Annotated in this window: 11 protein-coding genes and 1 tRNA gene; 5 read left to right on the forward strand and 7 right to left on the reverse strand. The window is 69.3% G+C overall.

The annotated features are described in order from the left end of the window. Window positions 1-124: 124 nt before the first annotated feature. Complete coding sequence (locus QOZ81_RS16075) at window positions 125-6352, reverse strand: CxxxxCH/CxxCH domain c-type cytochrome (RefSeq protein ID WP_300715074.1); 6228 nt, start codon at window positions 6350-6352, stop codon at window positions 125-127. 574 nt (window positions 6353-6926) lie between these two features. Here QOZ81_RS16075 and uraA point away from each other — a divergent pair. The 3 genes from uraA to QOZ81_RS16090 are packed head-to-tail and all read left to right on the forward strand — an operon-like array spanning window position 6927 to window position 10512. After that, a complete protein-coding gene (uraA, locus tag QOZ81_RS16080; RefSeq protein ID WP_291203879.1) occupies window positions 6927-8207 on the forward strand; it encodes a uracil permease in 1281 nt (426 codons plus the stop codon). Between the two features lie 28 nt (window positions 8208-8235). Then, window positions 8236-9654: an NCS2 family permease gene (locus tag QOZ81_RS16085; protein ID WP_291203876.1), complete on the forward strand. Its 1419-nt coding sequence runs from the start codon at window positions 8236-8238 to the stop codon at window positions 9652-9654. 24 nt (window positions 9655-9678) lie between these two features. Then, window positions 9679-10512, forward strand: coding sequence for a hypothetical protein (locus tag QOZ81_RS16090; RefSeq protein WP_291203873.1), 834 nt, complete (start codon window positions 9679-9681; stop codon window positions 10510-10512). 54 nt (window positions 10513-10566) lie between these two features. On the opposite strand, the gene QOZ81_RS16095 is transcribed toward QOZ81_RS16090, so the two are convergent. Next, on the reverse strand, window positions 10567-11604 hold the full coding sequence (locus QOZ81_RS16095) for a hypothetical protein (protein ID WP_291203870.1): 1038 nt from the start codon (window positions 11602-11604) through the stop codon (window positions 10567-10569). 96 nt (window positions 11605-11700) lie between these two features. On the opposite strand from QOZ81_RS16095, the gene QOZ81_RS16100 reads away from it, so the two are divergent. Further along, window positions 11701-11777, forward strand: a tRNA-Arg gene (locus tag QOZ81_RS16100). Between the two features lie 262 nt (window positions 11778-12039). On the opposite strand, the gene QOZ81_RS16105 is transcribed toward QOZ81_RS16100, so the two are convergent. The 5 genes from QOZ81_RS16105 to QOZ81_RS16125 all read right to left on the reverse strand — a co-directional run bounded on the left by QOZ81_RS16105 (window position 12040) and on the right by QOZ81_RS16125 (window position 16655). Continuing rightward, entirely contained in the window at window positions 12040-12483 is a 444-nt protein-coding gene (locus QOZ81_RS16105; RefSeq protein ID WP_291203868.1) for a hypothetical protein, read from the reverse strand. A 124-nt stretch (window positions 12484-12607) separates the two neighbouring features. Next, entirely contained in the window at window positions 12608-13537 is a 930-nt protein-coding gene (locus tag QOZ81_RS16110; protein ID WP_291203865.1) for a PKD domain-containing protein, read from the reverse strand. Between the two features lie 10 nt (window positions 13538-13547). Next, a complete protein-coding gene (locus tag QOZ81_RS16115; protein WP_291203862.1) occupies window positions 13548-15512 on the reverse strand; it encodes a hypothetical protein in 1965 nt (654 codons plus the stop codon). 27 nt (window positions 15513-15539) lie between these two features. Then, window positions 15540-16319 (reverse strand): hypothetical protein, encoded by a 780-nt coding sequence (locus QOZ81_RS16120; protein ID WP_291203859.1) that lies wholly within the window; start codon window positions 16317-16319, stop codon window positions 15540-15542. A 174-nt stretch (window positions 16320-16493) separates the two neighbouring features. Beyond that, window positions 16494-16655 (reverse strand): hypothetical protein, encoded by a 162-nt coding sequence (locus tag QOZ81_RS16125; RefSeq protein WP_291203856.1) that lies wholly within the window; start codon window positions 16653-16655, stop codon window positions 16494-16496. A gap of 263 nt (window positions 16656-16918) precedes the next feature. Here QOZ81_RS16125 and QOZ81_RS16130 point away from each other — a divergent pair, with 263 nt between their 5' ends. Beyond that, complete coding sequence (locus QOZ81_RS16130) at window positions 16919-19252, forward strand: hybrid sensor histidine kinase/response regulator (protein ID WP_291203853.1); 2334 nt, start codon at window positions 16919-16921, stop codon at window positions 19250-19252. Window positions 19253-19254 lie beyond the last annotated feature (2 nt).

Consider the following 19254-nt stretch of genomic DNA (forward strand, 5'->3'; position numbering starts at 1 on the left):
GGTTCCGAGATACCCGGCCCTCCGGTACCCAACACCTGATCAGGAGTCCATCCGCCCCGGCCGAACCCCTGCCCTGGCGATGAGGCCGGTCCTCATCGCCAAGGGGTAGGAGTGGATCCGATTCCTAGTTCCAGACGTTCCCGCTGGTGGTGTGGCCCTGCCCGTGGCAGGAGAGGGCGCAGCCGCCTCGGCCGATGGTGGCATTCACGGTGTAGGTGAGGGCCCCGGTGGCCGGCTGGGCGCCGCCGCCGAACTTGATGGTGTCGCTGGAGAGCTGGTCCGGCGTGATGCGGACGGCGGAGGTATCCAGGTACTTCCAGTGGTCGATGGCGCCCTGCTTGTTCTGGGTCATGTCGTGGCAGTAGTCGCAGGTCGTGTTGTGGGCCCCGGGGTTGTTGTGGCGGCCCGTGGCGTCGTTGTACTGGGTGGCCGTGGAGGCCACCTTGTGGCAGGCGATGCAGTAGGTGGTGGCATTCACCGTGAGGCTTCCGCTCTGCCAGCCCGGGGTGGTCTGGCCGCCATGGCAGCTCACGTTGGAGCAGGTGAAGGCCGAGGCGCTGGCCGTGATCCCGGCGGTGCCGGACTGGGCATTGAAGGTGGGATCGAGGGACACGGAGGCGGGACCGGACAGGATCGGGCTGGTCAGCCGCTTGTTGGCATTGCTGTAGTGGGTGTTGGCCGTGTCCCCGGGCACCGAGCCCACGTGGCAGGCTTCGCAGACCGAGGCGGTGAGGGAAGCGGGCAGCACGGGCGTGGTCCGGGTGAAGGTCAGCAGGGAGAGGTGCTTCAGGTGGGCGCCCTGGAGGTTCGGCCAGGTGGAGCCCGTGGGGCCCTGGGTCTTGAAGTTTGTGCCCACGTGGCAGGACAGGCAGGTCCCCGCGCCGGTGGCGACTGCGGTGGGATCGGCCAGGGTGTGGCAGACGTTGCAGGTGGGTCCGGTCTTGGCGGAGACGCCTCCCAGGTCATGGCAGGTGATGCACTCCCCGTTGAACTGGGCCAGGGTCAGGGTCTGGTGGTGGTTGCCACCGGTGCTGACGTCGGTGCTGAGGAAGGGCACGGGGTGCGCCACGCCGGATCCCTTGGGCATGGCCCAGTGGTTCGTGGTCGGCGTGTGGATCTGGCTGTGGCAGGTGAGGGCGCAGCCGCCATCGCCCTCGGGGTAGGTGGCGTTGATGGTGTAGGTGGCCGGGCCGGTGATCGGGTAGGTGGTGTTGCCGAGGTTGAACTTGATGGTGGTGCTGGGCAGCTTGTTGGTGCTGCTGACGGGTGTGGTGTTCAACTCCGCGAAGTGGTTCTGCGCGCCGGGGGTGGCCAACGTCATGTCGTGGCAGATGGTGCAGTCGAGGGTGCCCGCGGTGGAGTGGGTGCCCCAGGCATGGCGTCCGATGGCGTCGTTGTACTGGGAGGGCGTGGTCCCGTAGTTGATGGCGTGGCACAGGGTGCACTGGGAGGTCGAGGCGATGGTCCCGGTCCGCCAGTTGGGGGTATCCAGGCCACCGTGACAGCTGGTGCTGGAGCAGGTGAGGGCCGCGACATTGAAGCCCGCCGTGTTGCCGCTCTGGGCGTGATACAGGGCGTCGATGCTCACGGTGCCCGGCCCGGTCGGGGTGGCGACCCGGGCATTGGCATTGTTGTAGTGCGTGGTGCTGCCGGTGCCGGCATTGGCATGGCAGGTGTTGCAGGTCAGGGTCGTGAGCAGGCCCATGTGCTTGCCGTGGGCGCCGGCGATGCTCGGGAAGGAGGCCCCCGTGGGACCGGTGGGCAGGCCGGAAGAACCCACGTGGCAGGACAGGCAGGTTCCGACGCCGGTGGCCACCTGGGTGGGATCGGCGAGGGTGTGGCAGGTCGAGCAGACGGGGGCCGTGGCCAGAGGGGAGGTGCCGGAATAGGCGTGGCAGGTGGCGCAGTCGGCGGCGAAGGTGGCCGCCGTGGCGGTCAGGTGGCCGTTGCCCTGCGTGTCCGTCTGGCCCGCGTAGAAGGGCACCGCGTGGGGGGCGCCGGAGGCGGTCCACGTGTCGATCGCAGCCGCATGGATGTGGGTATGGCAGGTGAGGGCGCAACCGCCGTTGCCCTGGGTGGCGCTCGTCACCGTGTAGGTGCCGGGGCCCGTGACGATGGCGGGGTTGAAGACGATGGTGCCGCTGGGCAGCTGATCCGCGGGCACGCCCGTGGCGACGCCGTCCACCGCGCCGGTGTTGAGGTACTTGAAGTGCGCCAGGGCCCCGGCGGAGCCGTTGCCCATGTTGTGGCAGGTGGTGCAGGCGATGGCGTTCGCCGCGTTCGTGGCGTTGTGGGTGCCGAGGCTGTGGCGTCCGAAGGCGTCGTTGTACTGGGTGATCGTTCCCGCTGAAACGGCCACGCCGTGGCAGGCGGTGCACTGGGTGCTGCTGTTGAGGGTGCCCACCTGCCAGCCCGGGGTGGTCTGGGCGCCGTGGCAGCTCACGTTGGAGCACGTCAGCGAGGCCGGGGTGAAGGCCGGGGCCCCGCCCGTCTTGGCGGAGAACAGCAGGTCGATGGACACCGTGCCGGGCCCCGTGGGCACGCTGGAGCGGGCATTGGCGTTGTTGTAGTGGGTGAGGCTGCCGGTGCCGGCGCTGGCGTGGCAGGTGTCGCAGGTCAGCGCCGTGGCCAGGGCCAGATGCTTCGCATGGGCCCCGGCGATGCTGGGGAAGCTGGCGCCGGTGGGGCCCTTCGGAAGGCCGGAGGGGCCCACGTGGCAGGAGAGGCAGGTCCCGGCGCCCGTGGCCGCGACGGTGGGGTTGGCCAGGGCATGGCAGGCGGAGCAGAGCGGGGAGGTCGCGTTGGGGGAAGTCCCGGTGTAGGCGTGGCAGTTGCCGCAATCGGCCGTGAAAATGGCCGCCGTGGCGCTCAAGTGGCCATTGCCCTGGGCATCCTTCTGCCCGGTGAGGAAGGGCACCGGGTGGGGCACGTTGGCGAAGGTCCATTCGTTCACGGCCGTGGTGTGGATGTGGGTGTGGCAGGTGAGCGCGCAGCCCCCGTTGCCCTGGGTGGCGCTCGTCACGGTGTAGGTGCCTGGGCCCGTGACGATGGCGGGGTTGAAGGAGATGGTGCCGCTGGGCAGCTGGTCGGCGGGGCTTCCCGTGGCGACGCCGTCGACGGCCGGCGTGTTCAGGTACTTGAAGTGGGCGAGGGCCCCGGCCGAGCCGTTGCCCATGTTGTGGCAGGTGGTGCAGGCGATGGCGTTGGCCGCGTTCGTGGCGTTATGGGTGCCAAGGCTGTGCCGGCCGAAGGCATCGTTGAACTGGGCCGTGGTCGCGGAGGAGGCCGCCACACCATGACAGGCCGTGCACTGGACGCCGCTGTTGATCGCGCCCGTCTGCCAGCTGGGGGTGGCCTGGCCGCCGTGGCAGCTCACGTTCGAGCAGGTGAGCGCGGCCGGGGTGAAGAGGGAGGTGCCTGTCTTCGCGTTGAACGTGGCATCCATGGACACGGGCGCGGGGCCCGTGGGCGTGGCGACCCGCGCGTTGGCATTCGCATAGTGGGTGGCGGTGCCGCTGCCGCTGCCGGCGTGGCAGGTGTTGCAGGTCAGCGCCGTGGCCAGGTTCATGTGCTTGGTGTGGGCGCCGGCGATGCTGGGGAAGGTGGTGCCGCCGGGGCCCTTCGGCAGTCCGCTGGTGCCCGCATGGCAGGACAGGCAGGTGGCGGGGCCCGATGCGGCCAGGGTGGGATCCGCGAGCTTGTGGCACACGTTGCAGAGCGGCGCCGCGGCCATGGGCGAGCTGCCCGAATAGGCATGGCAGGCGGAGCAGTCCGCCGTGAAGACGGCCGCGGTGGCGGTGACGTGGCCATTGCCCTGGGTGTCGGTCTGGCCCGAGAGGAACGGGATGGCGTGCGGGGCGCCGCTGGCGGTCCAGGTGTCCACCGTCGCCACGTGGATGTGGGTGTGGCAGGTGAGGGCGCAGCCGCCGTTGCCCTGGGTGGCGCTCGTCACCGTGTAGGTGCCAGGGCCCGTGACGATGGCGGGGTTGAACACGATGGTGCCGCTGGGCAGCTGGTCCACGGGCAGGCCCGTGGCCACGGCGTCCACCGCCGGGGTGTTCAGGTACTTGAAGTGGGCGAGCGCGCCAGCCGAGCCGTTGCCCATGTTGTGGCAGGTGGTGCAGGCGATGGCGTTGGCGGCATTGGTGGCGTTGTGGGTGCCGAGGCTGTGGCGCGCGAAGGCGTCGTTGTACTGGGTGGTGGTCGCCGAGGAGGCGGCCACACCGTGGCAGGCGGTGCACTGCGTGCCGCTGTTGAGGGTGCCGCCCTGCCAGGCGGGGGTCCCCTGACCGCCGTGGCAACTGACGTTCGAGCAGGTGAGCGAGGCGGGCGTGAAGGTGGGGTTGCCACCACTCTTCGCCTTGAAGGTGGGATCCATGGCCACGGTGCCGGGTCCAGTGGGGGCCGCGGTCCGCGCGTTGGCATTGGCGTAATGGGTGGCGGTTCCCGTGCCGGCGCCGGTATGGCAGGTGTTGCAGGTCAGGGCCGTGGGCAGGGCCAGGTGCTTCGCATGGGCTCCGGGAAGGCTGGGGAAGGCCGTGCCGGCGGGGCCGGCGGGCAGGCCCGCGGGACCGACGTGGCAGGACAGGCAGGTCCCGGCCCCCGTCGCGGCCAGGGTGGGATTGGCCAGGGCATGGCAGATGGAGCAGAGCGGGGAAGCGGCGTTGGGCGAGGTTCCGGAGTACGCATGGCAGTTGGCGCAGTCCGCCGCGAAGATGGCGGCCGTGGCCGTCAGGTGGCCATTGCCCTGGACATCCTTCTGTCCGGTGAGGAAGGGCACCGGATGCGGGACGTTGGCGAAGGTCCAGTCATTCACGGCGGCGGTGTGGATGTGGGTGTGGCAGGTGAGGGCGCAGGTGCCGCTGCCCTGGGTGGCGCTGGTCACCGCGTAGGTGCCGGGGCCCGACACGATGAGGGGGTCGAAGGCGATGGTGCCGCTGGGCATCTGGTCCGCAGGCGCTCCGCTCGAGGCGCCGTCGACCGCCGGGGTGTTCAGGTACTTGAAGTGGGCCAGGGCGCCGGGCGAGCCATTGCCCATGTTGTGGCAGGTGGTGCAGGCGACGGCGTTGGCCGCGTTCGTGGCGTTGTGCGTGCCGAGGCTGTGCCGGCCGAAGGCGTCGTTGAACTGGGTGATGGTGGTCTTGGAGGCGGCCACGCCGTGGCACGCGGTACATTGTGTCCCGCTGTTGATCGTGCCGAACTCCCAGGCGGGCGTGGCCTGGCCCCCGTGGCAGCTCACGTTCGAGCAGGTCAGGGAGGCGTCGGTGAACGCGGGCGCCCCGCCCGTCTTGGCTGCGAACAGGGGATCGATGGCCACGCTGGCGGGCCCGGCGAGCTGCCAGAGCCGGGCATTGGCGTTGTCGTAGTGGGTGAAGGTGCCGCTGCCGCTGCCGCTGTGGCAGGTGTTGCAGGTCAGCGCCGTGGCCAGGTTCATGTGCTTGGCGTGGGCGCCGGCGATGCTGGGGAAGCCGGTGCCCCCGGGGCCCTTCGGCAGTCCGCTGGTGCCTTCGTGGCAGGAGCGGCAGGTGCCGGCATTGGTGCCCGGCAGGGTGGGATCCGCCAGTTGGTGGCATTCCTGGCAGAGCGGGGCCGTCGTCGTGGGGGAGGTGCCCGAATAGGCGTGGCAGTTGGCGCAGTCGGCGGCGAAGGCCGTGGCCGTGACGGTCAGGTGGCCATTTCCGCTGCTGGTGGTCATCCCGGCGAGGAAGGGGATCGGATGGGGGGCGACCTTGTCGTCGTGGCAGAGGGTCGCGTTGAAGCAGCCCGGCTGGGTACCTGCGGGCGCGGGGATGGCGGGGTGGCCGATCGGATTCTTCGCCGAGCCCGGGAAGTGGCACTGGACGCAGACGGCGGCATTGGACGGATCGGTCGTCACGTGGGTGAAGGTCGAGCCAGGGCCTAGGCGCCAGGGCTTGGGCGGATGCGGGGCGCTCACGCCATGGCAGGTGACGCAGGCATTGGCGGCGGGGCCGCCCGAGAAGTCCTTGTCGTGGCAGATCTGGCAGGAGGCCAGGCCCGCGCCGGCCGGCGTGCCGATCGCCGACTTGGCACGCAGGCCGTGGCTGCCCGGATCCGCGAAACCGGGCGTGGACTGGTGGTGGCACCCTGTCGTCATGCAGGTCGGGATGCCGCTGCCGACCCTGAGGATCGAGATCTCGTGGCACTTGGTGCACGCGGCCAACCCCGTCACCGCCTGCCCGCCATGGACCGTCATCCAGCCCGCCGGGTGGTAGTCCCCGTAGTACTGGGTGGTGTTGGCCGGGCTCTTGGTGCCGCCGCATCCGAACAGGCCGAGGACACAGAGGACCGCCGCGATCGCCATCCGATGCCACTTGGTTTGCTGGTCCTTCATGGCCCACATCCTTGAGAAACACGTGCCCGGGTTGATGGATCGGAGGAGGGGGCGGAAGCCGGTGGCCTTCGAGCGGTCAGGCACCTGCCCGTGGGGGGTCCTGGGTCTCCTGGCCCTTCGGGAGACGCTTCCTCCGGCCCTTCCTGCTTTCAAGTGGTTGTCGCGTGCGAAGTATCCTCAGATCATAGGCAAATCCTTTGAACACGCAATCACAACTCCAAGTGAATTATTGATTTGCGTTCTCAACGTGCGTAGTTCAAAGGGTCTAGTTCCGGTCGTATTTCTGTCCAAACCGGACCCTGAACATCCCCTCCCCCCACGTGGGTGCCAGGACCGGCTCCCGGCCGTCCTGGCTGTTGCAACAGCCTCTTGGATCAACGGGATGCGGCCCCGTCCCAACGGGCCCCGGGGCAGCCCTGCCGGGGCGCCTCGCGTAAACAACATGTGACGCCCGCACTGCCTGCCGTCTGAAAAAATCATCTGGCGTTCCCGTTCCGCCAGGGCCCATCTCCCCGCCGTTCTTCCGGCCATGGGTTCACCCCCCCTTCAGGACGATGTCTTCCCCGAGGCCCCCATGCTGCGCCGCACCATCGACGTCGACGAACGCCTGCCCCTGGCGCAGACCGTGCCACTCAGCCTGCAGCACCTGTTCGCCATGTTTGGCGCCACCGTGCTGGTGCCCTTCCTCTTCAAGGTGAATCCGGCCACCTGCCTGCTCATGAACGGCGTGGGCACGCTCATCTACCTCTTCGTGGCCAAGGGCCGCATTCCGGCCTACCTGGGCTCGAGCTTCGCCTTCCTCTCGCCGGTCTTCGCCGTGCTGGCCGCGGGTCTCAGCTACTCCGCCGCCCAGGGCGGCTTCATCGTCTTCGGCCTCATCTTCATCCTGGTCTCCCAGGTGGTGCGCTTCGCAGGCACCCGATGGATCGACGTCATCTTCCCGCCCGCCGCCATGGGCGCCATCGTGGCCATCATCGGCCTGGAGCTGGCCCCCGTGGCCACCAACATGGCGGGGCTCACGCCCGGCCCCGCGGTGCTGGGCATGCCTCTATCCACGGCCCTGGTCGTGTCCCTCGCCACCCTGGCCGTGACGATCCTGGCTTCGGTCCTGCTCCGGGGCTTCCTGGCGGTGATCCCCGTGCTGCTGGGCGTCATCGCCGGCTACCTGCTCTCCCTGGGCCTCGGCGTGGTGGACTTTCAGGCCGTGCGCCTGGCGCCCTGGTTCCAGGTACCCACCCTCTACGCGCCCACTTTCAACCTGCAGGCCATCCTCATCATCCTGCCCGCCTCCCTGGTGGTGCTGGCCGAGCACGTGGGCCACCTGGTGGTGACGGGCAACATCGTGGGCAAGGACCTGATGAAAGATCCCGGGCTGCACCGCTCCCTGCTGGGCGACGGCCTCTCCAACGTGCTGTCGGGCCTGGTGGGCGCCACGCCCAACACCACCTACGGCGAGAACATCGGCGTCATGGCCATCACCAAGGTCTACAGCGTGTGGGTCATCGGCGGCACGGCCTGCATCGCCATCCTGGTGTCCTTCTCCGGCAAGCTGGCGGCCATCATCCGCAGCATCCCGGTGCCCGTCATGGGCGGCGTCTGCATCCTGCTGTTCGGCGTCATCGCCGCGGCGGGCATCCGCATGCTCATCGAGAAGAAGGTGGACTACACCCAGTCGCGCAACCTCATCCTCACCTCGGTGGTGCTCATCAGCGGCATCAGCGGCGCCGCCGTGAAGCTGGGCACCGTCGAGCTCAAGGGCATGGCCCTGGGCACCGTGGTGGCCATCGCCCTGAGCCTGCTGTTCTGGGGCTTCGACCGCCTGGGCCTCAGCAACGATTCCGAAGCGCAGCACTAATCCCCATTCCCACCTTCCGGAGGACAGCATGGAACGGTTTTTCGGTTTGAAAGCCAGGGGCACCACGGTGGCCACGGAGGTGCTGGCCGGCACCACCACCTTCATCTCGCTGGCCTACGTGATCTCGCTGATCCCCAATGCCTTCCTCAAAGTGGCCGGCATCGCGCCGGCGCAGGGTTTCACGGCCTTCGTGGTCTGCGCCATCATCTCGACGCTGATCGGCGCCTTCTACGCGAACCTGCCCATCGCCTTCGCCTCGGGCATCGGCCTCTCGGCCTTCTTCGCCTTCACGGTCTGCGCCCCGGCCAACCAGGGCGGCATGGGCTACACCATCCAGGTGGCCCTCACGGCCCTGCTGCTGGAGGGCATCGTCTTCATCTTCCTCAGCGCCATGAAGGTGCGGGAACAGTTCATGGACGCCATCCCCTTATCGCTGAAGAAGGGCATCTCCGTGGGCATTGGCCTCTTCATCGCCATCATCGGCTTCGTGGATTCCGGCGTCACCCAGGTGGGCCTGAAGTTCGAGCCCGACACCATCTTCCCCGTGCTGAAGAACGACCCCTCGGCCCTCTTCGGCCTGCACGACGTGAACAACCTCTTCATCGCGAAGTTCTGGGACCACGGTCACCTGACCCCGGCCTTCTGGAGCGTGGTGGGCCTCTTCCTCATCGCCGTGCTGGTGGCCAAGCGCGTGAAGGGCGCCATCCTCATCGGGATCCTCGTCATCACGCTGGTGGGCCTGCTGCCCGTGTCCTTCGGTGGCGGCTTCACGCACCTGCCCAAGGGCGCCCTCTTCCAGATTCCCGCCTGGCCCAAGATGTTCCAGTACGACTGGACCTGGACCAAGTCCCTGGGCGGCATGATCAACATCTTCATCATCCTGTTCACCCTGCTCTTCGTGGACATGTTCGACACCATCGGCACCCTCATGGGCATCGGCGCCCAGGGCAAGATGCTGGACAAGGAGGGCCGCTTCCCCGGCGCCTCCAAGGCCTTCATGGCCGACGCCGTGGGCACCACCTTCGCGTCCATGTTCGGCACCACGGCCATCACAGCCTACATCGAGAGTGCCTCCGGCGTGGCCGAGGGCGGCCGCACGGGCCTCACGGCCCTGGTGGTGGCGGGCTGGCTGGCCATCGCGCTCTTCCTGTCGCCCCTGTTCCTCATGGTGCCGCTGCAGGCCACCTCGCCCGCGCTCATGATGATCGGCTTCTTCATGCTGTCCGAGATCCGGGAGATCGCCTTCGACGACATCACGGACGCCATCCCGGCGTACCTGGCCGTCATCGTCATGCCCTTCACCTTCTCCATCGTCAACGGCATCGCGCTGGGCATGATCGCCTACACCGTCCTGAAGACCGCCACGGGCCGCTTCAAGGAAGTCAACCCGATCATCCTCGCGCTCTCCGTCGTCTTCCTCCTCAAGCTCCTCTTCCTGTCCGCCTAGGACCCATCCCTTTCCGGAGTCTTCATGACCAAGTTCGCCCTCGCCCTCCTCGCCGCCGCGGCCCTGCCCCTGGCCGCCGCCGACTGGAGCGACACCCTCATCGGCTACCGCACCGGCAACCAGTTCCGGGAGCCCGGCATCGACGGCACCCTGCACAAGGACATCCTCCAGCTCAGCCACGTCAGCGGCTGGGCCTACGGCACGAACTTCCTCAACGTCGACATGCTCATGTCCGACAAGGGCGACCCGGCGGCCAACGGCCAGAGCGGCGCCAACGAGGTCTACGTGGTGTACCGCACGGCCCTGAGCCTCGGCAAGATCAGCGGCAAGGACCTGGGCTTCGGCCCCGTGCGCGACGTCTCCTTCACCGCCGGGTTCGACTTCAACTCCAAGGACAATGCCTTCGCCTCCAAGAAGCGCTTCCTGGTCTTCGGGCCCACCCTGAACTTCAAGGCGGGCAGCGGCTTCTTCGACCTGGGCCTCTGGGGCTGCCACGAGCAGAACTACAACGGCATCGTGGGCAAGTCCGTGGACTACAAGACCACCTACACCGTGACCGCCGCCTGGGGCCTCCCCTTCCAGGTGGGCCGCGTGGGCGCCGAGTTCAAGGGCTACGCCAACTACATCGGCGCCAAGGGCAAGGACGGCTTCGGCGTGGAGACCAAGCCCGAGACCCTGGCCAACCTCTTCCTGATGGCAGACCTGAGCCCCCTCTTCGGCACCAAGAAGAAGGTCTACGCGGGGCCCGGCTTCGAGTACTGGAACAACAAGTTCGGCGGCCAGAACAGCGACGCCCCCGCCCCCGCCACCAACCGCCGCGTCACCGCCCCCATGCTCCAGGTGCAGGTCCACTTCTAGCGCACCCTCAGCCCGGCCCACGGCCTCCGCCCGGGGGCCGTGGCTCTGTACCGGCTACCGGGCCCGGATGGAGCGGACGATCCTCAGCACCTCCGCATGGGTCGGCTCGAGCTCCTTCCCGGTCTCGAGCACCTTCGAGAAGTGCAGCTCCAGCCACTTCCCCTGGTGGATCGTCTCGAAGTACCACTGCGCCATGAAGTACCCCTTCATGGGGAACTCCGACGGATAGCTGATCAGGAAGCCCCTGGGCTCGTCGATGGGTTCCGAACGGACCTTCCCGCCGGGCAGCAGCTTCACGGCCCCCTGGCTCTGGCCCTGGCCGGCCTTCTCCAGGTCGGCCAGGCTCTTCCCGTTCAGGTCGTCCACCAGCACCGAGAGGTTCAGCTGCCAGGCTTCCGAGGTGAAGTAGCCGACCTGGTAGTAGGCCCCGTGGAAATGCTTCTCACCCATTTTCTGCTGGAAGCCCTCGAGGTCGGCCGTGAGCGAGATGCCGGCACCCTGGATTTTGGTGGCGGCAGCCGGAACCTGGGGCCGGAAGACCGCCTTCTGGATCGCGGCGAGCGCCTCGGCCACCGCCGGATCGCCCTTGGCGTCCGACATGATCGTGAAGCTCAGCATCAGGCGCCCGAGCCCCAGCTCGCCATGGGTGAGGATCGGGAACTCCCCTGGCGGCGGCGGGCCCGCGGGCGCCCGGTACGCCTTGTCGGTGGCCTCGTAGAAGAACCCGGCGCCCTGGCTCCCCGTCAGCGTCTTCAGGGGCAGCTCCTGCTCAACCGTCTGCCCCTTGAAGGCGTTCTGCCCCGCGAGGCAGAACCCGCGGAGCCTTTCGGGCAAGGTGAAGTCTGGCTCGTTCCGGGGGCTCCACAGCACCGTCACCTGGAGGCTGCCCCGGGGCGTGCCGGCCCGCTCGAACGCGAGGGTGGGCGGCAGGTCCTTCGGCGTGAGGCGCTGGACCTCCTTCCATTCCGAAGGAAGGACCAGACTCACCGTCCCCCGGCCGGGGATGGGGAGCTCCTGCGCCGTGATCACCGGCGCGACCCCCACCAAAAGTGCGACCGCCCGCATGACGTGCGAGGTCTTGATCAAGGCCATGGACACCCCTCCGATGAGACATGCAGAACGCGCCAGTGTCACATGAAGCCCCGCCCCCAGACCCACTTCAGACCCGACCCGCTAGACTAGACCCGCGCGCCTATAGCTCAGGTGGATAGAGCAGCAGCCTTCTAAGCTGCAGGTCGCTGGTTCGAGTCCAGCTAGGCGCACCAGTGCGCCTGGCTGGACTCGGACCAGCGAGTGGGATCGCGGAGGCCCTCCGGGGGAGGGCCGGGAGCGAGACCGGCGGACGGCATAGCCGGACGCGTTCGAGTCCAGCGTGAACTGGGTCGGCGCCCCACGCGCCTGGCTGGGCTCGGACCAGCGAGTGGGATCGCGGAGGCCCTCCGGGGGAGGGCCGGGAGCAAGACCGGCGGACGGCATAGCCGGACGCGTTCGAGTCCAGCGTGAACTGGGTCCGCGCCCCACCAGGCCTCAGGCGTAGAGATCCAGAACCCGGCTTCGATCCGCCCCTTCAGCGGCCCTCGACCCCCCGGGGGCATAGGTCGCCGGAGCCGCACCCTGGCTGACCCCATTCAGGGGATGCCTCAGGTCATAGGCCTGCCTTTCCAGAGGGCTGACCGTGCCATTCCGGTCTGCGTCTTTCGGATCCAGGTAGGCGCTGCCTGGACGGCCGGCCTGGGCGATCGGATTCGGCAGGCTGTCACTCGGCCGGGAGCGAAGCTGATCCTGGAGAGGAGCCGACTTCCGCCCTGTCGTGGTGACCTTCGGATGCTTCAGGTCATAGGCCAGCAGCTCCGCCGGGGAGACGACGCCATCCTGGTTCGTGTCCCTGGGATCGTAGGAAACCAGGGTCCGTGGCTTGCCAGGCCCCACCGCAAGGCTCGCTGAGCTGCTCTGAATGCCGGAGATCGCCATGGGCCCACCCCTGACGGGAGATTGATGGAAGTATAGGTCCCCGGAACCGGGGTGCGGAGCCAGGGGCCGGGAGCCATCCTCCCCCGGACTGGGGAGGACTCACCGGGCGCCCAGGGGTTCGACCTCAGCGCTGCTCCACCACCCGCAGACTCCCCGGTCCCCGCGCCTTCCCGTGCGGGTTGGAGACCCCGATGCGCCGGAGGCCGGGCCGGGCGGTGGGAGAGAGGTAGACCCGCACCGTCGCCCGGCCGGGGGAGAGGATCCGCGGCGACGCCAGCACGGCGATGTCCTTCCCGAAGGAGAGGCGCATGTCCGCGGTGAGGTTCCGTCCCGTGAGCTGCAGCTCGGCCTCCTCCCCCGCGCGGAGTTGGGGGGGCGCGACGGTGTCGATCTGCGGCGGCTCGCCGCGGTCCAGGCGCACGAAGTAGCGGATCACCGGCACCTGGAAGCTGACCTGGGGCGACAGGATGCGCAGGCTCACCTGGTGCTCGCCCAGCTCGGTGGTCGGGAGCGAAGGCAGGTCGCGGGAATCCAAGGTGATCGCCGAGGCGAAGGCCACCTGGCGCGTGACCGTGCCCACGGGCACCCCGTCCACGGTCCACTGGGCCAGGAAGGCGCCCGCGCCCTCGCACTTGAGGTCGAGATAGGCGACCAGGGGCGTGGAGCCCTGGGGCACGGAGGCTTCGATGCCGCCGTCCTCCCAGCGCAGGCGGAGCATGGCGATGCTGAAGGGCGCCGCAGGATGGTCCGCCACCCGCACCTGGGCCTGGGCCACCTGGGGCGGGGAGAGGGCCCCGCCGTTGAATGAGCGGAATACCGCCCGCACGGTGTAGGAGCCCGGCGTCACATAGGTGGTGGTGGCGATGGCCCCGCCCACCACCGTGGTGCCGTCCCCGAAGGACCACTGCACCTGGCCGACGGGATCGGGGTTCGCCGTCAGGATGAAGGTGACCGGCCGGCCCGGAAAGGGCACGCCCGGATTGGCGGTGATGGTGCCCGCCGCCTGCACCACCAGGGCGAGGGAGAGGGCGAGGCATGTGTGGAACCAGCGCATGGTCCACCCTTCAGAAGGACAGGTTCAGGAGGAGGAAGAGGCGGTTGTCTTCGACGATGCCCGCGATGGCCGGATTGCGGGTGTAGCGTGCCTTCAGCCCCAGGCTGCCCCGCGCCAGGCTCCGGAGGTAGGGATCCAGAGTGAAGCCCAGGGTGCCTTCGGCCGTGGAGGCGTTCAGCGTCGCGCCCGTGGCTAGCACGGTCCGGGAGCCGCCCCCGTTCAGGAGCAGCTGCAGCGTCCCGGGGATGAGGCTGAACTGGGCGTTGAGGAAGGCGTTGGCGATGGTGGTCTGCTGATCGCCAGGCTGGCTGAGGATCCGCGACCAGCTCAGGTTCGGGGACAGGCGACCCCAGGTGCCCAGGCCCAGGTTCCCCCCCAGGGACAGCGCCTTGCTGCTGCCGGTGGTGGCGGCGGCGCCCATGGAACGGAGCTGGTCGAACTGGGCGTTGAAGGTGAGAACCAGCTGGGGCGGCAGCACCAAGTCGAAGCCCATGACCACGCCCGAGCGTTCGCTGTTGCTGAAGGGGATCAGCGGATTGGCCACGATCTCGGCCTCTTGCCGCCCCGCCCGCAGGCCCACCCGCCAGGTGGCCGTGGGGCTGAGCACCACCCGCGCATCCAGGCTCTGGGACTGGTTCCAGGCCTGGCTGAGGTTCACGCGGCCCGTGGGATTCGTGCGTTCGTCCGTGGCCGTGGCACTGAGGCCCCAGGTGGGACGGTTCAGGGCTACGCTGCCGTCGAGGACGCGCCGGTCCCCCGTGAAGAAGGCCACGCCCACCGTGCCGAAGGCCTGGCCCACGGCACGGTAGCCCGCCTGAGCGCTGAAGCCCCCTTCGGTCCACTGGGTGGCCAGACGCCAGGCCTGGTCGGATTCCATGGGCGTGCCCACCTTCGCGTCCGGGGTGTAGAGACTCCGGGCATACTCCCCGGAGACCGCCAGGCGGTTCGCCAGGAAGCGGCCATCCACCACCAGCGCGCCGGTGGAGCCTTCCCGCACGGGCAGGGCGAAGGCCGTCACCAGATTCGACGCCGTGGCCAGATCATCCCGCCCGCTGAGGAAGACGAGCTTGGTCCGCAGGGCGTTGTCGAACCAAAGGCGGCTGAGGGAGCCGCCATAGGCTTCGCTGCCCGCCACGGGCCAGAGCAGGCCCGTCACCCCGGTCTGCCGCTCCGTGTTGAGCGCGAAGAGGTGGGCCGCCGTGGGCTGGCCCGAATAGGTGTAGTCGAGACCCCGCCGCCCCCCGGGCCCCAGGGTGAACTCGGATTCCTGGGCCGTGAGGTCGCCCGCCTGCAGGCGGTGCGCCCCGGTCGCGTAGACCGCCTGGATGTCCCCGACGGTCCACCGGGCCTGGTTCGGCCGCGGCTGGTCCGTGTAGACCAGGCGGGCGCCGAAGCCCAGGTGGCGATCCTCCTCGTCCTTCTGCAGGACCAGACGGACCTGGCCGGCCGCCAGGAGGGTCGGTTCGTTGGGCACGGCCACCTTCCGGTGGACGAGGTCCGAGGCGCTGCCATCCACATAGAGGGGGCCGTGGGGCTTTGGCGCAGGTACGGGCGGTGGCGAGGTGGCGGCTCCCGCGGGGACCTCGGGTTCCGGTTCGGCAGAGGCGGGCAGGTTCAGGTTGAAGAAGGCGGCGGGGGCTTCCGCGGGCAGCGTGGTGACGCCCGTCGCCCCCTTGGACGCCACGTAGCACTGGATCGGGACGCCCGTGGGCAGCACTGTCTCGGCCCGTGCCGTGAAGAGCCCGTCCTCGCCGCGCGCCAGGGTGAGCGTCTCGAACTCGGCCTCGCCCGCCTTCCGGTGGAAGAGCACCACCCATTCGGTCCCCGGGGGGGCCTTGGCCTGGACGACCAGGGGCCCGCCGGGCGCGGGCGGCGTGATGAACTCCACCTCGACGGGCGGGGGCGCCTGGGCGAAGAGGGCTGGCGCGGCGCCCAGGGCGCGCGCCAGCCCCCGCAGGATTCGGGTCTCAGGCACGGGTCGGGACCATGCGGCGGATCCCGATCACTTCATGAGGGTCACGTGGCCGGTCTTGGTGTGCTTGCCGGCCTGGGAGGCACCCCAGGACCAGCTGAGCACCTCGATGGTGCCGGGCTGCTCGTCGGCCACCACCTTGACGACGCAGCGTCCGCCCGGGGTGTCGGGCAGCTGCTGGCCCTCGGCCTGGGCCACCCGCTCGGAGGCGTAGCCCCCCTTGCCCTTGGCCAGGTCCCAGTCCACCAGGCAGACCATGGGCTTGTGCATGCGCTTGCCCGTGGGCAGGCCGCTGGCATGGTCCCGCGGCGAGACGACCCCGGAGGACACCACCGCGCCGCCCGGCAGGGCGCCGCCGACCGTCTTCTCGCCGAAGCTCGAGCCCTGGGTCTGCTTGGTGACGCTCAGGTCCTGCACGTTGACCTTGCCGGCGCCGCTCCCGGAACCCGACGGGGCCGGCGCCGTGCTGCGGGTGACGCTCAGGTCCTGCACGCTGACCTTGCCGGCGCCGCCCCCGGTGCTCAGGGTGGAGCCGGCCGCGCTCCGGCCCTCGATGATGATGTCCGCCCGGCCATCCCCGTCCAGGTCCGCCAAGGTGACGGAACGGCCATCGGCATTGGTGATCACGACCTGGTACTCGCCGGGGGGCACGTTCGTGAAGCGGACGCAGCCATTGGGGTCGGCCTGGGCCGAGGCCACCGTGGCCCCGGCCCGGGTCTGGAGGGTGGCCCGGGCGATGTGCTTGCCCTCGGCCGCCTGGAGGGAAAGACCCAGCATCACTGCACCGGCAATCACGTAGGACCGCTTCATGGACACCTCCTTAGGGTGAGTATGGGAATAGGTCGAACAGTCTACAGGCCTTGTTTCTGATTTGAAAAAATAGTTCAACTGATTCATTTATTAATCAATGGATCAAGGGTCGGGGCCCCCCTTCGGGCAGGCCGATGGCAGGACCTCCTCTGCGTCGGCCACCGCAGCAGACGCTCAGCCCAGCGGCTTGTCCCCGTAGGCCCGCTCCAGCAGCTTCCGGGCGTCCACGCAGATGGGGCAGTGGCAGATGGACCGGGAGGCGGACTTGGCGTGCTCCATCAGGAAGCGTCGCAGCAGGGCGATGAGCTTCGCGTTCGAGATGGGGTCAGGGGACACGGGGGCTCCACGGCTCGGGGCACGGACCCGGGCAGTCATGCTGACGATACCCGGCCACGAGGCAGAGGGTGCCGATCGCCGTCACAAAGTGCAGGGAGGATGCCAACCCACCGGCAGGATTCAGGGCCGGGGTTCGTTTTCCCGATGAGATCCTGCATCTGGAAGATGACGCTGTGACAACCCCATCGTCTCCTGGCGCCCCCCGTGGGCCCCACGATCCAGCCCGAAGCGGCGGGGCGGGGCGGGTCAAGGCCTCCTGGCGGATGGGGGCCAGGTTCCTGGTCGGGGCCCTCCTCCTGGCGGGCACGCAGGCTGGCGTCCTCCGGGCCGCGCAGGCTCCCCTGGCCGAGCTGCCCCAGCGGCTGCTCAACGCGGCAGTGCCCCTGCTCGCCCTCCTGCTGCTGGCGGCCCTGGGGCTCTGGTCCTGGTCGCTCCGGCGCCTGGTCCGCAGGCGCACGGCCGAGCTCCAGGCCGAGCTGGCCCGGCGCGCCCAGCTGGAAGGGGAGCGGGAACGCGCCCTGTCGGAACTGACCCTCTACAAGGCGCACCTCGAGGAACTGGTGGCCCAGCGCTCCGCGGAGCTGCGGGCCGCGAACCTGGACCTGATGCAGGCCAAGGAGGCGGCCGAGGCCGCCACCCAGATGAAGAGCGCCTTCCTGGCGAACATGAGCCACGAGATCCGCACCCCCATGAACGCCGTCAGCGTGCTGACCCACCTGGCCCTGCAGACGGAGCTCACGGAGCGGCAGCGGCAGTACCTGCTCAAGACCCGGATCGCCTCCGACTCCCTGCTGGGGATCATCAACGACATCCTGGACTTCTCGAAGATCGAGGCCGGGAAGCTCCACATGGACACCAAGGACTTCCTGCTGGAGGAGGCCTTCGAGCGCGTGACCCAGCTCATCGGCATGAAGGCCGCCGAGAAGCGCCTGGAGTTCATGCTCCACATCGCCGCGGACGTGCCGCCCTGCCTGCACGGCGACCCCATGCGCCTGGGCCAGGTGCTCACCAACCTGTGCAGCAACTCCGTGAAGTTTACCGAGGCGGGCGAGATCGTGGTCACCGTCACCCGCATCCAGGCCGGGGATGGCCGCGTCACCCTCAAGTTCTCGGTGCGGGACACGGGCATCGGCATGTCGCCCGAGCAGACGCGGCAGCTGTTCCAGCCCTTCAGCCAGGTGGACAGCTCCAGCACCCGGAAGTTCACCGGGACGGGGCTGGGCCTGGCCATCAGCAAGCACCTGGTGGCCATGATGGGCGGCGAGCTCTGGGTGGAGAGCGAGCTGGGCGGGGGCAGCGAGTTCTCCTTCACGGCCGTGTTCGGCCTCGGCCGCCATGTCCCCGCGCCCCGGCTGCATCCGGCCTGGGACAAGGAAAGCCTGCGCATCCTCATCGTGGACGACAGCCCCATCGCCCGGCTCATCCTGCACGGGCTTGCCACCGGTCTCGGCTATGAGGCCACCATGCTGGCTTCGGCCCGGGAGGCCTTCGAGGAGCTGCAGCAGGCCCCCTATGATCTGATCCTCCTGGACTGGCGGCTGCCCGACGAGGACGGTTTCGAGGCCGCCCGGCGCATCCGCCGCGCGCCGGGCCCCCACGCCGACCCCCGGATCATCATGGTGACGGCCTACGGGGATGAGGAAGTGGCCCGCCGGGTGGAGGAGGAGGCCCTGGATGGCTACCTCACGAAGCCCGTGTCGCCCTCTTCCCTGCTCGATGCCATCACCCGCGCCTTCGGGGAGAAGGCGCCCTCCCGCCTCGTCCCGCCCAGGCAGGCCACCTCGCCGGAACAGCTGGCGCGGCTCAAGGGGGCGAGGGTCCTGCTGGTGGAGGACAACGACTTCAACCAGCAGGTGGCCATGGAGCTGCTGGGCCTGATGGGCATGGAGGTCACCCTCGCCGTGGATGGGCGCCAGGCCATCGAGAAGGTCCACGGCGGCGCCTTCGACGTGGTCCTCATGGACCTCCAGATGCCCGTCATGGATGGCTACGAGGCCACCCGGCAGCTCCGGGCCGAGGCCCGGTTCGCCGACCTGCCCATCCTCGCGATGACGGCCCACGCCATGCTGCCCGAGCGGGAGCGCTGCCTGGCTCTCGGCATGAACGACTACATCACCAAGCCCATCAACCCCGATGAGCTCTTCGGCACCCTGGCGGGCTGGCTCCGGGGGGACGGTCGTTCCCGGGCGCCCCGCCCAACGGAAGGGGCCGTCGGCGCCGCCCCGATCCATGCCCCGGCGGGTCTGTCCTGGGACGCGGGCCTGGCCTCCTTCTCCGGGAACGCCGACCTGCGCGACAAGATGCTGCGCCGCTTCCTCGAGCTGAAGCCGGGCGCCGCCGGCGAGATCCGGGCGGCCCTGGCCGGGGGCGACGCCGAGACCGCCGCCCGGCTGGCCCACTCCATGATCGCGGTGGCCGGCACCATCGGGGCCCTGGAGCTGGCCTCCCTCTCCCGCGAGCTGCAGAACACGATCCCGACCGGCCCCCCCGAGGCCCTGGCCCCGCTCCTGGCGCGCTTCGAGGTGAGCCTGGCGGACGTCGTCGGGGAGCTGAAGGCGAGGTTCGATCCGGCCGGAGGCGCGCCGATCGCGCGGTGAGG

Source organism: Geothrix sp. (genome assembly GCF_030219325.1).
Lineage (GTDB): Bacteria > Acidobacteriota > Holophagae > Holophagales > Holophagaceae > Geothrix.